This window comes from Escherichia sp. KTE96 (assembly GCF_000408525.1).
Classification (GTDB): Bacteria; Pseudomonadota; Gammaproteobacteria; order Enterobacterales; family Enterobacteriaceae; genus Escherichia; species Escherichia marmotae.
On sequence record NZ_KE137147.1, the window covers coordinates 246,900 to 262,285 of the forward strand.

Annotated in this window: 10 protein-coding genes; 8 read left to right on the top strand and 2 right to left on the bottom strand. The window is 50.7% G+C overall.

Annotation, left to right across the window (positions count from 1 at the left end; genetic code table 11):
* Nucleotides 1-7 precede the first annotated feature (7 nt).
* From A1WG_RS17015 to arcC, 3 genes are read left to right on the top strand one after another with little or no spacing between them, the layout of a single operon-like run.
* Complete coding sequence (locus A1WG_RS17015) at nucleotides 8-1,219, top strand: YgeY family selenium metabolism-linked hydrolase (protein WP_001107131.1); 1,212 nt, start codon at nucleotides 8-10, stop codon at nucleotides 1,217-1,219.
* Nucleotides 1,220-1,271: 52 nt separating this feature from the next.
* On the top strand, nucleotides 1,272-2,657 hold the full coding sequence (gene hyuA / locus A1WG_RS17010) for a D-phenylhydantoinase (RefSeq protein WP_016242541.1): 1,386 nt from the start codon (nucleotides 1,272-1,274) through the stop codon (nucleotides 2,655-2,657).
* 47 nt (nucleotides 2,658-2,704) lie between these two features.
* Entirely contained in the window at nucleotides 2,705-3,637 is a 933-nt protein-coding gene (arcC, locus tag A1WG_RS17005) for a carbamate kinase (protein WP_001517016.1), read from the top strand.
* 39 nt (nucleotides 3,638-3,676) lie between these two features.
* Here the strand turns inward: arcC and yqeB are convergent, their stop codons facing one another.
* Nucleotides 3,677-5,302 (bottom strand): selenium-dependent molybdenum cofactor biosynthesis protein YqeB, encoded by a 1,626-nt coding sequence (gene yqeB, locus A1WG_RS17000; RefSeq protein ID WP_001020352.1) that lies wholly within the window; start codon nucleotides 5,300-5,302, stop codon nucleotides 3,677-3,679.
* 47 nt (nucleotides 5,303-5,349) lie between these two features.
* Nucleotides 5,350-6,120, bottom strand: a complete 771-nt coding sequence (yqeC, locus tag A1WG_RS16995) for a selenium cofactor biosynthesis protein YqeC (RefSeq protein ID WP_001517017.1) — start codon at nucleotides 6,118-6,120, stop codon at nucleotides 5,350-5,352.
* Nucleotides 6,121-6,225: 105 nt separating this feature from the next.
* On the opposite strand from yqeC, the gene mocA reads away from it, so the two are divergent.
* The 5 genes from mocA (at nucleotide 6,226) to A1WG_RS16970 (ending at nucleotide 15,253) form a co-directional block, all read left to right on the top strand.
* Nucleotides 6,226-6,798: a molybdenum cofactor cytidylyltransferase gene (mocA, locus tag A1WG_RS16990; protein ID WP_001110887.1), complete on the top strand. Its 573-nt coding sequence runs from the start codon at nucleotides 6,226-6,228 to the stop codon at nucleotides 6,796-6,798.
* A gap of 328 nt (nucleotides 6,799-7,126) precedes the next feature.
* On the top strand, nucleotides 7,127-10,225 hold the full coding sequence (gene ygfK, locus A1WG_RS16985) for a putative selenate reductase subunit YgfK (RefSeq protein ID WP_001517018.1): 3,099 nt from the start codon (nucleotides 7,127-7,129) through the stop codon (nucleotides 10,223-10,225).
* A gap of 2 nt (nucleotides 10,226-10,227) precedes the next feature.
* Nucleotides 10,228-11,556, top strand: a complete 1,329-nt coding sequence (gene ssnA, locus A1WG_RS16980) for a putative aminohydrolase SsnA (RefSeq protein WP_001517019.1) — start codon at nucleotides 10,228-10,230, stop codon at nucleotides 11,554-11,556.
* Nucleotides 11,557-11,606: 50 nt separating this feature from the next.
* Nucleotides 11,607-12,386 (top strand): molybdopterin-dependent oxidoreductase FAD-binding subunit, encoded by a 780-nt coding sequence (gene ygfM, locus A1WG_RS16975; RefSeq protein ID WP_000572480.1) that lies wholly within the window; start codon nucleotides 11,607-11,609, stop codon nucleotides 12,384-12,386.
* Complete coding sequence (locus A1WG_RS16970) at nucleotides 12,383-15,253, top strand: molybdopterin-dependent oxidoreductase Mo/Fe-S-binding subunit (RefSeq protein ID WP_000583667.1); 2,871 nt, start codon at nucleotides 12,383-12,385, stop codon at nucleotides 15,251-15,253. The genes ygfM and A1WG_RS16970 overlap by 4 nt, the downstream gene beginning before the upstream one ends.
* The last annotated feature ends 133 nt before the right edge of the window (nucleotides 15,254-15,386 follow it).

Below are 15,386 nucleotides of genomic sequence, written 5' to 3' on the forward strand. Positions count from 1 at the left end.
AAAAATAATGGCTAAGAATATTCCATTCAAACTGATTCTTGAAAAAGCAAAAGATTACCAGGCAGACATGACCCGCTTCCTGCGCGATATGGTTGCGATTCCCAGCGAAAGTTGCGATGAAAAACGCGTAGTGCATCGTATTAAAGAAGAGATGGAAAAAGTAGGTTTCGATAAAGTTGAAATCGACCCGATGGGCAACGTTCTCGGTTATATCGGCCACGGCCCGCGTCTGGTTGCAATGGATGCTCACATCGACACCGTCGGTATTGGCAACATCAAAAACTGGGAATTCGACCCGTACGAAGGTATGGAAACTGATGAACTGATCGGCGGTCGCGGTACTTCTGACCAGGAAGGCGGCATGGCGTCTATGGTTTATGCCGGTAAAATCATCAAAGATCTGGGGCTGGAAGATGAATACACCCTGCTGGTAACGGGGACAGTGCAGGAAGAAGACTGCGACGGTCTGTGCTGGCAGTACATTATTGAACAATCCGGTATTCGTCCGGAATTTGTGGTCAGTACTGAACCGACCGACTGCCAGGTCTACCGTGGTCAACGCGGTCGTATGGAAATCCGTGTTGATGTTCAGGGTGTTAGCTGCCACGGTTCTGCACCAGAACGCGGAGATAACGCCATTTTCAAAATGGGCCCAATTCTTGGCGAATTACAAGAACTGTCCCAACGTCTGGGCTATGACGAATTTCTCGGTAAAGGTACGCTGACCGTTTCCGAAATCTTCTTTACCTCCCCAAGTCGTTGCGCTGTCGCAGACAGTTGCGCAGTTTCTATTGACCGTCGTCTGACCTGGGGCGAAACATGGGAAGGTGCACTGGATGAAATCCGCGCGCTGCCTGCGGTACAGAAAGCCAACGCAGTCGTTTCTATGTACAACTACGACCGTCCGTCCTGGACTGGTCTGGTTTACCCAACCGAATGCTACTTCCCGACCTGGAAAGTAGAAGAAGATCACTTCACCGTTAAAGCGCTGGTGAATGCCTACGAAGGGCTGTTCGGCAAAGCACCGGTCGTTGATAAGTGGACATTCTCAACTAACGGCGTCTCCATCATGGGCCGTCACGGTATTCCGGTTATCGGCTTTGGCCCCGGTAAAGAACCTGAAGCGCACGCGCCAAACGAAAAAACCTGGAAATCTCACCTGGTAACCTGTGCCGCTATGTATGCGGCAATCCCATTAAGCTGGCTGGCAACCGAATAATTATTCATCACTTATTCCCCTCCGGTTCGCCGGAGGGTTTCTGGAGTTTGCTATGCGTGTATTGATCAAAAACGGCACTGTTGTTAACGCTGATGGGCAAGCAAAGCAGGATTTGCTGATTGAAAGCGGGATTGTTCGCCAGTTAGGTAACGATATTTCGCCGCAGCTCCCTTATGAAGAAATTGATGCCACTGGCTGTTACGTTTTCCCAGGCGGCGTGGATGTCCATACGCATTTTAATATTGATGTCGGCATTGCGCGCAGTTGTGATGATTTTTTTACCGGCACCCGCGCGGCTGCGTGTGGCGGTACAACAACCATTATTGACCATATGGGATTTGGCCCAAACGGCTGCCGGTTACGCCATCAACTGGAAGTTTATCGTGGTTATGCCGCCCATAAAGCGGTCATCGACTACAGCTTTCACGGTGTTATCCAGCATATCAATCACGCTATCCTCGATGAAATTCCGATGATGGTCGAAGAAGGGCTGACTAGTTTTAAACTCTATTTAACCTATCAATACAAACTCAACGATGACGAAGTGTTACAGGCGTTACGCCGTTTGAATGAGTCCGGCGCGCTAACCACCGTACACCCGGAAAATGATGCTGCTATCGCCAGTAAGCGGGCGGAGTTTATCGCTGCCGGGCTAACCGCGCCGCGCTATCACGCATTGAGTCGACCGCTGGAGTGCGAAGCGGAAGCCATCGCCCGAATGATCAACCTGGCAAAACTTGCCGGTAACGTACCGCTCTATATCGTCCACCTGTCTAACGGCTTAGGCCTGGATTATCTGCGCCTTGCCCGCGCGAACCGCCAGCCTGTCTGGGTTGAAACTTGTCCGCAATATCTTCTGCTCGACGAACGTAGTTATGACGCAGAAGACGGCATGAAATTTATTCTTAGCCCACCGCTACGCAACGTTCGCGAGCAGGACAAGCTGTGGTGCGGCATCAGCGATGGTGCGATTGACGTGGTGGCGACCGATCACTGCACCTTCTCAATGGCTCAGCGCCAGCAGATTTCAAAAGGCGATTTCAGCCGTTGCCCAAATGGCTTACCCGGCGTGGAAAATCGCATGCAGTTACTGTTCTCCAGCGGCGTAATGAGCGGTCGTATTTCACCGGAGCGTTTTGTCGAATTAACCAGCGCGATGCCTTCACGACTGTTTGGTCTGTGGCCACAAAAAGGGTTACTGGCACCCGGTTCAGATGGCGACGTGGTGATTATCGACCCCAATAAACGCCAGCAAATTCACCATCGTCATCTTCATGACAACGCCGACTACTCTCCCTGGGAAGGATTTACCTGCCAGGGTGCAATTGTCAGAACCCTATCCCGTGGTGAAACGATTTTCTGTGACGGCACCTTTACAGGCAAAGCCGGACGGGGACGTTTCCTGCGACGCAAACCGTTTGTCCCTCCCGTGTTCTAACCACTGCCAGGGATCTATACACAATCAAGAATGATGAGTGAGGAAAAATGAGTAAGAAAATTGTTCTCGCCCTGGGCGGGAATGCGCTGGGCGATGATCTGGCCGGACAAATGAAAGCGGTAAAAATTACGTCTCAGGCAATTGTTGATTTAATTGCCCAGGGGCATGAAGTTATCGTCACTCATGGTAATGGGCCACAGGTGGGCATGATTAACCAGGCATTCGAAGCTGCCGCAAAAACGGAAGCGCATTCGCCTATGCTGCCGATGTCTGTCTGTGTCGCCTTAAGCCAGGGATATATTGGTTACGATCTGCAAAACGCCTTACGGGAAGAACTGCTTTCTCGTGGCATTAATAAACCCGTTGCAACGCTGGTTACCCAAGTTGAAGTCGACGCTAACGATCCGGCATTCCTCAATCCGACCAAACCGATCGGCTCATTCTTTACCGAGCAGGAAGCAGAACAACTGACAAAACAGGGTTACACCCTGAAAGAAGATGCGGGTCGTGGCTATCGTCGTGTCGTCGCTTCGCCAAAACCAGTTGATATTATTGAAAAAGAGACGGTAAAAGCTCTGGTAGATGCCGGACAGGTCGTAATCACCGTTGGCGGTGGCGGTATTCCGGTGATTCGTGAAGGTAACCATCTGCGCGGTGCCAGCGCGGTTATCGATAAAGACTGGGCCAGCTCCCGTTTAGCAGAAATGATCGATGCCGATATGCTGATCATTCTTACTGCGGTAGAGAAAGTAGCAATTAATTTTGGTAAAGAGAATGAACAGTGGCTCGACCGCCTGTCATTGGCCGATGCAGAACGCTTTATTGATGAGGGGCATTTTGCTAAAGGTTCGATGCTGCCGAAAGTGGAAGCCGCCGCGTCATTTGCTCGCTCTCGCGCAGGCCGCGAAGCGCTGATTACCGTGTTAAGCAAAGCGAAAGAAGGGATTGAAGGTAAAACCGGAACGGTGATTTGCCAGTAAGTTAAAGGCCGGGTGGCGATGCCATCCGGCCGTTTTCATTTAAGCCACTTCCAGTACTTCTTTCGTCGCTTTAACGCCCTGGTGCATCAACATCATTAACGCCTCAAGTACACCACCACCAATCGCCCGGGCTTTATCAGAAACGCTGGTGAAATCAGCCGTTTCGCCACGAGGGTCGATATCACCGATTTTAAAACCGCCGACGACAGCCAGCCCATCGTTCAGCAAGCCTCTCACCATACCGGCCAACGGCGCTTTAATTTCATGATCGCCAACACAGGCAATAACATCACCCTCTTCTACCAGATCGCCTAATTTCACATTCGAGCGCATGATACCCGCCGCCGGAGCGCGAATAACCCGCCGGGTGGTATGCCCCATAATATTACCTGGAACACCGGTATTCTCCTGCGCACAACCGGAGTAGATCACCTGTCCCAGCCAGTGCCCACGGTTTGTTTCAATAACCGCATGGCAATCTTTTCCTGCGGTAAAACCAGGCCCGAGCGCAATTGTTACCGGTGCCATGTCCACACGCGTACCCAAATTCTGTTTCGCCAGAATGGCATCTACCACGCACAGCGGTTTCAGTTCATCAAGCAGCGAACAGGAAGGGTCCACCATTACCGGGATATATCCTCGCTCAGTCAGTTTCATCGCCTCCGCAGGGGTCGAAGCCAAATGAGCAGTAACACCTTCAACTGTCATTTCACCGTCGAACACGGCCTGGGCAAACGCTACGGTACAACGAATCACCGTCGGCTTTTCAACTTCCAGCATGATCACTTTAAAACCCGCATGATACAGACGTAACGCCACTCCACTGGCAATGTCTCCCGCGCCACGAATCACCACCAGTTGATGCCCGGAAGGATGCGAAGGTTTCATCATCAACCCGCCCGGCGCGTTATTTTTCACCTGTAATATTTCTGCCAACACGCTGATGGCGATCTCCTGCGGCGTTTCCGCACCAATGTTATAACCAACTGGTGCATGTAAACGGGCAATATGTTCTTCAGCCACGCCTTTCTCACGCAATTGACGCAGGAAAAGCTGAACCTTGCGGCGACTTGCCAGTAACCCCAACCATGCAATGGGCTGTTCAATGAGTTTATCGAGAGCTTCACGATCCTGATTATTCGTGGCAATGAGAACAAAATTATCAGGTCGAATTTCCAGCGCCTCTACCGCTGCACCAAACGAATCGGCATGTAGAAGCGTGGTTGCTGGCGGGAAAAGTTCAGGATTGAGGCTCTCGCGATAAATATCGGCAACAGCAATATCAAACCCTAATAGCGCAGCACTCTGGGCAATCGCCCGGTTAACATGCCCCGCGCCGATCAACACCAGACGTGGCCGCATACCATGCACGCTGATAAACACTGACATTGCGCCTCCACAGTCTGATCCGACGGCATCCGCGCCGTTACGGGCCATTCGTCCATGAAATAATCGCGGCTTACGTTCCTGCAATGCCTGTAGCGACTCTTCAATCACCTTACGCTCAACCATTCCTCCACCAATCGTACCAACGATGGAACCATCGGCACGCACTAACATTTGTGCAGAATGGCGGGGAGTAGAGCCTCGGCTATCCACAATTTGCGCCATAGCAAACGGACAATTTTGATCTTCGAGTTTTGCAGCCTCTGTGAAAATATTCATACCAACCTCAATCGATATCCTTTCAGTAACCCGGAATACCCAGGTCGCTAATTCACAAATCTGCGCGCGATTGCAGGATACTCTTGTATATCGCCCAGCCAGATTGCCTCTACGTCGTGGTGTTGCAGTGGTTTGAGTAGTTCGCTTTGCGCAATCGCATTCTCACATTGAGAAAAACGGTTAATAAACCAGACCCGCCGACACCCTGATGGCACGTTTTTAAACGCACCTTGCGGATGGCGAACCAGGGCAACAAGATCGCTAAGTTGCAAGGTCGCCCCCGGCGTCAGGCCAGTAATGTCGGCAAACTGCGGCCAGCGATGGACATTTTCCGCGCCAACTTTTGCGCCTAAAACATGCCCCCCCATCACAGCAATCACGCAACAACTGCTTCGTGGTATGCAAGGTTCGTGCTCATCCGGCGCTTTTAACGGCATTCCACGCGAGCCATCAGCCTCAATGAGAATTACGTCACATTCCGACCGTTGCGCCAGTGCATCAATGGCATCTGGCGAAAATCCCTGTGCTTTCCCCTGTATCGCTTTCCAACGATGAAAACAAAATAAAATGGGAGATGTGAGAGACGCATGAGGAAGTGTTGCAGGATCACGGCAAAAAACTACAGGCCAATGAGAAACTGGCATAAACATATGCGTAGTCGTAGTAATTAACACACGTCTGCCACTAGCCCGGAGTACCTCTGCCAGCCCAAAAAGCAGACTGGTTTTCCCCCCTGCGCCAACAACTGAAATCACAGCAGGACGTTTCTGCACGTCTAAGTCAATGAATAACGCTGATGGGTCAATTATACTTTTCACAAATCTTTATAGTCCTCTCAGGGATAAATTAACCCCACAAATTCATTAACCAGGAAGTAACGTAATCCCCAGACGTTATTACCCAATATAAATAATGGAACGACTATGCCAGCTATCGACTGTATAATTACCGCTGCCGGATTATCATCAAGAATGGGACAATGGAAAATGATGTTACCCTGGCAGCAAGGAACAATTCTTGATGCAAGTATCAAAAATGCGTTGCAGTTTTGTAGCCGAATTATTTTAGTCACAGGTTTTCGCGCCAATGAACTGCATCATCGCTACGCACATACTGCCAATATTACTCTTATTTATAATCCAGATTATGAGCAGGGTTTACTGACCTCGGTGAAGGCAGCGGCCCACGAAGTGCAAACAGAGCATTGCTTTATTACCCATGGTGACATGCCAACTCTAAATAGAGATATTTTCCTAAAAATCTGGCAGTTACGTAACAGCGGCGCAATACTCCCGCTACACAATGGTATCCCTGGCCATCCCATTTTAATCTCAAAATCGAGCCTGATGCAGGCAATACAACGCCCCAATGTAATCAATATGCGTCAGGCATTACGCATGGGTGAACATTATTCCGTCGAGATGGAAAATGAAGAAATAATTTTAGATATTGATACTCCGGATGACTTTATTAATGCGCAAAAATGGCATACTTAATTTTAGAAAATCAAGCTAAACGATTGCGTTCAAATATTTAACCCACCCTCCACTCCTTTATCATAATGATAAGGAACCACTGTTTTTGAGAAATGAGAAAAGATGATAAAAGCCATAAGAATAATAACGTTCAGGAGTGATTTTAATTCTCATTTGGCACCTGTGAGATCATTCACAAAAAACCATTAAGTTTCGAGGCGCTTCACATTTTTTTATATTTCCGGGCAAACCGGGCAAGAGTGGTGCGATTGTTGCTCTATCCCCTTAAACCACCGGATTTATCAATACCGGTCACTCAATGATATCTGTATAAGCTAAGGAGAGGGTTATGGGGGATATTATGCGTCCCATTCCGTTTGAGGAACTTTTGACGCGCATATTTGATGAGTACCAACAACAACGCTCAATCTTTGGTATTCCCGAACAACAGTTTTACTCACCCGTAAAAGGTAAATCTGTTAGCGTCTTCGGTGAAACCTGTGCTACCCCCGTCGGCCCAGCCGCCGGACCGCACACACAGCTCGCGCAAAACATCGTCACCTCCTGGCTGACCGGCGGACGATTCATCGAACTAAAAACTGTACAAATTCTTGACCGTCTGGAGCTGGAAAAACCCTGTATCGATGCCGAAGACGAGTGTTTTAACACCGAATGGTCTACCGAATTCACTCTGCTTAAAGCGTGGGATGAATACCTTAAAGCCTGGTTTGCCTTGCATCTGCTTGAAGCCCTGTTCCAGCCTTCAGAATCAGGCAAGTCGTTCATCTTTAATATGAGCGTCGGTTACAACCTCGACGGTATTAAGCAGCCGCCAATGCAGCAGTTCATCGATAATATGATGGACGCATCTGACCATCCGAAATTCGCTCAATACCGCGATACGCTTAATAAACTGCTTCAGGATGACGCGTTTTTGGCTCGTCACGATTTGCAGGATAAACGCGAACATTTACAGGCATTACCGGCACGCATCCCCACCAGCATGGTACAAGGCGTTACTCTCTCCACCATGCACGGTTGCCCTCCGCATGAAATCGAAGCCATTTGCCGCTACATGCTGGAAGAAAAAGAGCTGAATACCTTTGTAAAACTCAACCCAACTTTATTAGGTTACGCTCGTGTTCGCGAGATTCTCGATAGCTGCGGCTTCGATTACATCGGCTTAAAAGAAGAATCATTTGATCATGATCTCAAGCTGGCGCAGGCACTGGAAATGCTGGAACGCCTGATGGCGCTGGCAAAAGAGAAATCACTCGGCTTTGGCGTCAAACTGACTAACACCCTCGGCACCATCAACAATAAAGGCGCACTGCCTGGTGAAGAGATGTATATGTCGGGTCGCGCGCTGTTCCCACTCTCTATCAATGTTGCAGCCGTTCTGTCTCGTGCCTTTGACGGCAAACTGCCAATTTCTTACTCCGGTGGTGCGAGCCAACTGACGATCCGCGATATTTTCGATACCGGTATTCGCCCGATCACTATGGCAACCGACCTGCTGAAACCTGGCGGCTATCTGCGTTTAAGCGCCTGTATGCGCGAACTGGAAGGGTCAGACGCCTGGGGGCTTAACCACGTTGACGTTGAACGACTGAGCAAGCTGGCAGCAGATGCATTAACCATGGAATACACTCAAAAACACTGGAAGCCAGAAGAGCGTATTGAAGTGGCAGAAGATCTACCGCTGACCGATTGCTACGTTGCTCCATGTGTCACTGCCTGTGCCATCAAACAAGATATTCCGGAATACATTCGACTGTTGGGCGAACATCGCTATGCCGATGCGCTGGAACTCATCTACCAACGTAATGCGCTGCCCGCCATTACCGGCCACATTTGCGATCATCAGTGCCAGTACAACTGTACCCGCCTCGATTACGACAGCGCACTGAATATCCGCGAACTGAAAAAAGTCGCCCTGGAAAAAGGCTGGGATGAGTATAAGCAACGCTGGCACAAACCTGCCGGTTCCGGTTCACGTCATCCGGTTGCCGTGATTGGCGCGGGTCCAGCAGGTCTGGCTGCCGGTTACTTCCTTGCCAGAGCGGGTCATCCGGTTACGTTATTTGAACGCGAAGCCAACGCAGGCGGCGTGGTGAAAAATATCATTCCTCAGTTCCGTATTCCGGCAGAGTTAATTCAGCACGATATCGATTTTGTTGCCGATCACGGTGTGAAATTTGAGTATGGCTGCTCACCGGAACTGACCGTCGAGCAGTTAAAGAATCAGGGCTACCACTACGTTCTGATTGCTACCGGCACCGATAAAAACAGCGGTGTGAAACTGGCAGGCGACAACCAGAATATCTGGAAATCACTCCCCTTCCTGCGCGAGTACAATAAAGGTACGGCGCTCAACCTTGGCAAACATGTAGTGGTTGTCGGTGCGGGCAACACCGCAATGGACTGCGCGCGAGCAGCGTTACGCGTTCCGGGCGTAGAAAAAGCAACTGTGGTTTACCGTCGTTCACTGCAAGAGATGCCCGCGTGGCGCGAAGAGTATGAAGAAGCGTTGCACGATGGCGTGGAGTTCCGTTTCCTGAACAATCCGCAACGTTTCGATGCTGATGGCACCTTAACATTGCGCGTCATGTCACTTGGCGAACCTGATGAGAAAGGTCGCCGCCGTCCGGTTGAAACCAACGAAACGGTAACGCTGCATGTAGACAGCCTGATTACTGCCATTGGCGAACAGCAGGATACCGAAGCCCTGAATGCGATGGGTGTGCCACTGGACAAAAACGGCTGGCCTGACGTCGACCATAACGGCGAAACCCGTCTGACTGACGTCTTTATGATCGGTGACGTACAACGCGGGCCGTCCTCGATCGTTGCCGCTGTCAGCACCGCTCGTCGGGCAGCCGATGCCATCCTTAGCCGGGAAAATATCCGTTCCCACCAGCGCGATAAATACTGGAACAACGTTAACCCGGCAGAAATCTACCAACGTAAAGGCGACATCTCTGTCACCCTGGTGAACAGCGATGATCGTGACGCATTTGTCGCTCAGGAATCCGCGCGCTGCCTTGAATGTAACTACGTTTGCAGCAAGTGTGTGGATGTCTGCCCGAACCGCGCCAACATCTCAATTGCGGTTCCTGGCTTCCAGAACCGTTTCCAGACGCTGCACCTTGATGCCTACTGCAACGAATGCGGTAACTGTGCTCAGTTCTGTCCATGGAACGGTAAACCGTACAAAGACAAAATCACCGTCTTCAGTCTGTCGCAAGACTTTGATAACAGCAGCAACCCTGGCTTCCTGGTGGAAGATGATCGGGTAAGCGTACGTCTAAATAACCAAAGCTGGGTGTTGAACATTAATAGCGAAGGCCAGTTCAACAACGTACCGCCAGAGCTGAACGATATGTGCCGCATTATCAGCCATATTCACCAGCATCATCATTATCTGCTGGGCCGCGTGGAGGTGTAATCATGTTGATTCTGAAGAATGTCACTGCAGTACAGCTACACCCGGCGAAAGTGCAGGAAGGCGTCGATATCGCCATCGAAAATGATGTCATTATCGCTATCGGCAACGCCCTGACACACCGCTACCCTGAAGCCAGCTACAAAGAGATGCATGGCCGGATTGTGATGCCAGGGATCGTATGCTCGCACAACCATTTTTACTCGGGGCTTTCCCGCGGAATTATGGCGAATATTGCCCCCTGCCCGGACTTCATCTCAACGCTAAAAAATCTCTGGTGGCGACTCGATCGCGCCCTTGATGAAGAGTCGCTCTATTACAGCGGGCTGATTTGTTCACTGGAAGCGATTAAGAGCGGATGTACATCGGTTATCGATCACCATGCCTCTCCGGCTTATATCGGCGGATCGCTCTCGACGTTGCGCAACGCATTTCTAAAAGTTGGTCTACGTGCGGTGACCTGTTTTGAAACAACAGATCGTAATAACGGTATTAAAGAGTTGCAGGATGGGGTAGAGGAAAACATCCGTTTCGCCCGTCAGATTGACGACGCGAAGAAAGCGGCAAGCGAGCCGTATCTGGTAGAAGCGCATATCGGTGCTCACGCGCCGTTTACCGTGCCAGATGTTGGTCTGGAAATGCTGCGCGAAGCAGTGAAAGCCACAGGCCGTGGTTTACACATACACGCTGCGGAAGACCTTTACGACGTTTCTTACAGTCACCACAGGTACGGAAAAGATCTGCTGGCACGCCTGGCGCAATTCGATCTCATCGATAGCAAAACGCTGGTCGCTCATGGGCTGTATCTGTCGAAAGAGGATATTGCCCTGCTTAACCAACGTGACGCGTTCCTGGTACATAACGCCCGTTCAAACATGAACAACCATGTTGGTTACAACCATCATCTTAGCGACATTCGCAATCTGGCACTGGGAACTGACGGCATCGGTTCAGACATGTTTGAAGAGATGAAATTCGCCTTCTTTAAACATCGTGACTCTGGTGGCCCACTGTGGCCAGACAGTTTTGCCAGAGCGCTGACTAACGGCAACGAACTGATGAGCCGCAACTTTGGTGCGAAATTTGGCCTTCTGGAAGCCGGTTATAAAGCAGATTTAACCATTTGCGATTACAACTCGCCAACGCCGCTGCTGGCAGACAATATTGCAGGCCACATCGCCTTCGGTATGGGTTCAGGCAGCGTTAACAGCGTGATGGTTAACGGCGTGATGGTCTACGAAGATCGTCAGTTTAACTTCGATTGCGATTCCATTTATGCGCAAGCCAGAAAAGCCGCCGCCAGTATGTGGCGTCGGATGGATGCGCTGGCATAAATGACCTATACCCTCTTCCTTCAGGGAAGAGGGTTAAATAAGGAAAGAAGATGATTGAACAATTTTTCAGGCCCGACTCTGTAGAACAGGCGCTGGAACTGAAGCGCCGCTACCAGGATGAAGCCGTCTGGTTTGCCGGGGGCAGCAAACTCAACGCCACGCCAACCCGTACCAATAAAAAAATTGCTATTTCCTTGCAGGATCTGGAACTGGACTGGATTGACTGGGATAACGGCGCACTGCGTATTGGCGCAATGTCGCGCTTACAACCACTGCGCGATGCGCGATTTATTCCAGTGGCACTGCGTGAAGCTCTCGGTTTTGTCTACTCTCGTCATGTACGAAATCAGTCGACTATCGGCGGCGAAATAGCGGCCCGGCAGGAAGAGTCCGTTCTTCTTCCGGTTCTGTTAGCACTGGATGCAGAACTGGTCTTTGGCAATGGCGAAACGTTGTCGATTGAGAGCTATCTGGCCGATCCGGGCGATCGCCTGCTAACCGAAATCATCATTAAAGATCCGTATCGCACCTGTGCGACCCGTAAAATTAGCCGTTCCCGGGCGGGGTTAACAGTGGTGACTGCAGCCGTTGCATTAACTGACCACGACGGACTGCGAATTGCGCTGGATGGCGTTGCCAGTAAAGCCCTGCGCCTGCACGATGTCGAAAAACAAAACCTGGAAGGCAATGCACTTGAACAGGCCGTCGCCAACGCCATTTTCCCCCAGGAAGATTTGCGGGGGAGCGTAGCGTATAAACGCTATATCACGGGAGTTCTGGTGGCCGACCTTTATGCCGACTGCCAACAGGCTGGGGAGGAAGCCGTATGATCATCCACTTTACTTTAAATGGCGCACCCCAGGGGCTAACCGTTAACCCTGGCGAAAACGTGCAAAAGCTGTTGTTTGGTATGGGTATGCACTCCGTGCGCAACAGTGATGATGGTTTCGGTTTCGCCGGTTCTGATGCGATTCTTTTTAACGGCAACATCGTTAATGCCTCCTTGCTGATTGCAGCACAGTTAGAAAAAGCAAACATTCGCACCGCAGAATCCTTAGGCAAATGGAACGAATTAAGCCTGGTTCAACAGGCAATGGTTGATGTTGGCGTGGTGCAGTCCGGTTATAACGATCCGGCAGCATCTTTGATTATTACCGATCTACTCGATCGCATTGCCGAGCCAACCCGCGAAGAGATCGACGACGCGCTTTCTGGTCTGTTCAGCCGCGATGCGGGTTGGCAGCAATACTATCAAGTCATTGAACTGGCTATTGCGCGTAAAAATAACCCGCGTGCCACGATTGACATCGCCCCCACTTTCCGTAACGACCTTGAAGTTATTGGCAAGCACTACCCCAAAACCGATGCTGCTAAAATGGTGCAGGCGAAACCCTGCTATGTTGAAGACCGCGTAACGGCTGACGCCTGCGTCATTAAAATGTTACGCAGCCCACATGCTCACGCACTGATTACTCATCTGGATGTCAGCAAAGCCGAAGCCTTACCGGGCGTCGTTCACGTTATCACTCATCTCAACTGCCCGGATATTTACTACACTCCTGGTGGTCAAAGCGCGCCAGAACCTTCACCGCTCGACCGTCGCATGTTCGGCAAAAAAATGCGTCACGTTGGCGATCGCGTTGCTGCGATCGTTGCCGAAAGTGAAGAAATTGCGCTCGAAGCACTGAAGCTCATTGACGTTGAATATGAAGTGCTTAAACCGGTAATGTCGATTGACGAAGCAATGGCGGAAGATGCCCCTGTCGTTCACGATGAACCGGTGGTGTATGTCGCTGGTGCGCCAGAGACGCTGGAAGAAGACAATAGCCACGCGGCCCAGCGCGGCGAGCATATGATCATTAACTTCCCTATCGGTTCTCGCCCACGTAAAAATATTGCCGCCAGCATTCATGGTCATATCGGTGATATGGACAAAGGCTTCGCTGATGCTGATGTGATCATTGAGCGAACCTATAATTCAACTCAGGCACAACAATGCCCGACTGAAACACATATCTGCTTTACCCGTATGGATGGCGATCGGCTGGTGATCCACGCCTCCACCCAAGTACCGTGGCACCTGCGCCGTCAGGTAGCGCGTCTCGTTGGTATGAAACAGCATAAAGTTCATGTCATTAAAGAACGCGTGGGCGGCGGTTTCGGCTCCAAACAGGACATCCTGCTGGAGGAAGTGTGCGCCTGGGCAACCTGTGTGACCGGGCGTCCGGTACTGTTCCACTACACCCGTGAAGAAGAGTTTATTGCTAACACCTCTCGTCACGTCGCGAAAGTCACTGTCAAACTGGGGGCAAAAAAAGATGGTCGCCTGACGGCAGTGAAAATGGATTTCCGCGCCAACACGGGCCCTTATGGCAACCACTCACTCACCGTACCGTGTAACGGACCGGCGCTGTCGTTGCCGCTGTACCCGTGCGATAACGTCGATTTTCAGGTCACCACCTACTACAGCAACATTTGTCCAAATGGTGCTTATCAGGGCTATGGCGCGCCAAAAGGTAACTTTGCTATCACCATGGCGTTAGCAGAACTTGCTGAACAATTACAGATTGATCAACTGGAAATTATCGAACGTAACCGGGTACATGAAGGGCAAGAGCTGAAGATCCTCGGTGCGATTGGTGAAGGTAAAGCGCCAACCTCCGTTCCTTCTGCTGCCAGTTGCGCACTGGAAGAGATCCTGCGTCAGGGTCGTGAAATGATCCAATGGTCTTCACCGAAATCACAGGAAGGTGACTGGCGCACAGGTCGTGGCGTCGCCATTATCATGCAGAAATCGGGGATCCCGGATATCGATCAGGCTAACTGCATGATCAAACTGGAATCTGATGGCACCTTTATTGTCCATTCTGGTGGTGCTGATATCGGAACCGGCCTGGATACCGTAGTGACAAAACTGGCAGCAGAAGTGCTGCACTGTCCACCTCAGGATGTGCATGTTATCTCCGGTGATACTGACCATGCATTGTTTGACAAAGGCGCTTATGCCTCGTCTGGTACTTGCTTCTCAGGCAACGCGGCGCGTATGGCGGCAGAAAATCTGCGCGAGAAAATTCTCTTTCATGGCGCACAAATGCTTGATGAACCACTGGAAGATGTCCAACTGGCAACGCCAGGTGTCGTTCGTGGCAAGAAAGGCGAAGTCAGTTTCGGGGATATTGCCCATAAAGGCGAAACCGGTACTGGTTTTGGTTCGCTGGTGGGAACAGCCTGCTACATCACGCCTGATTTCGCCTTTCCGTATGGCGCAAACTTTGCTGAAGTTGCCGTCAACACGCGTACCGGTGAAATCCGCCTGGACAAATTCTACGCATTGCTGGATTGCGGTACGCCAGTTAACCCAGAGTTAGCGTTGGGACAGATCTATGGAGCTACCCTGCGTGCTATCGGACACAGTATGAGCGAAGAAATCATTTATGACGCCGAAGGACACCCGTTAACACGTGATTTACGTAGCTACGGTGCTCCCAAAATTGGTGACATCCCGCGTGATTTCCGTGCCGTGTTGGTGCCGAGCGACGATAAAGTCGGTCCATTCGGAGCAAAATCGATCTCAGAAATTGGCGTAAATGGTGCAGCACCAGCAATTGCCACCGCAATTCACGATGCCTGCGGCATCTGGCTACGCGAATGGCATTTCACACCGGAGAAAATACTTACCGCGCTGAAAAAAATATAAGTAATTAATGGCCGCTTCGGCGGCCTGTTTCCCTTGTATTAAAGATAACTAATTAGTAACTGCGAAAATGAGATAAGCCGTTCTCAAGGCGTCCTGCGCCCCAAATTCGTGGGTATTTATTTTACTGATTCAG

Bases quoted from the DNA above. Each gene is read 5' to 3' on its own strand.
- A1WG_RS17015 (WP_001107131.1), top strand. From the start codon at position 8: ATGGCTAAGAATATTCCATTCAAACTGATTCTTGAAAAAGCAAAAGAT.
- hyuA (WP_016242541.1), top strand. From the start codon at position 1,272: ATGCGTGTATTGATCAAAAACGGCACTGTTGTTAACGCTGATGGGCAA.
- arcC (WP_001517016.1), top strand. From the start codon at position 2,705: ATGAGTAAGAAAATTGTTCTCGCCCTGGGCGGGAATGCGCTGGGCGAT.
- yqeB (WP_001020352.1), bottom strand. From the start codon at position 5,302: ATGAATATTTTCACAGAGGCTGCAAAACTCGAAGATCAAAATTGTCCG.
- mocA (WP_001110887.1), top strand. From the start codon at position 6,226: ATGCCAGCTATCGACTGTATAATTACCGCTGCCGGATTATCATCAAGA.
- ygfK (WP_001517018.1), top strand. From the start codon at position 7,127: ATGGGGGATATTATGCGTCCCATTCCGTTTGAGGAACTTTTGACGCGC.
- ssnA (WP_001517019.1), top strand. From the start codon at position 10,228: ATGTTGATTCTGAAGAATGTCACTGCAGTACAGCTACACCCGGCGAAA.
- ygfM (WP_000572480.1), top strand. From the start codon at position 11,607: ATGATTGAACAATTTTTCAGGCCCGACTCTGTAGAACAGGCGCTGGAA.
- A1WG_RS16970 (WP_000583667.1), top strand. From the start codon at position 12,383: ATGATCATCCACTTTACTTTAAATGGCGCACCCCAGGGGCTAACCGTT.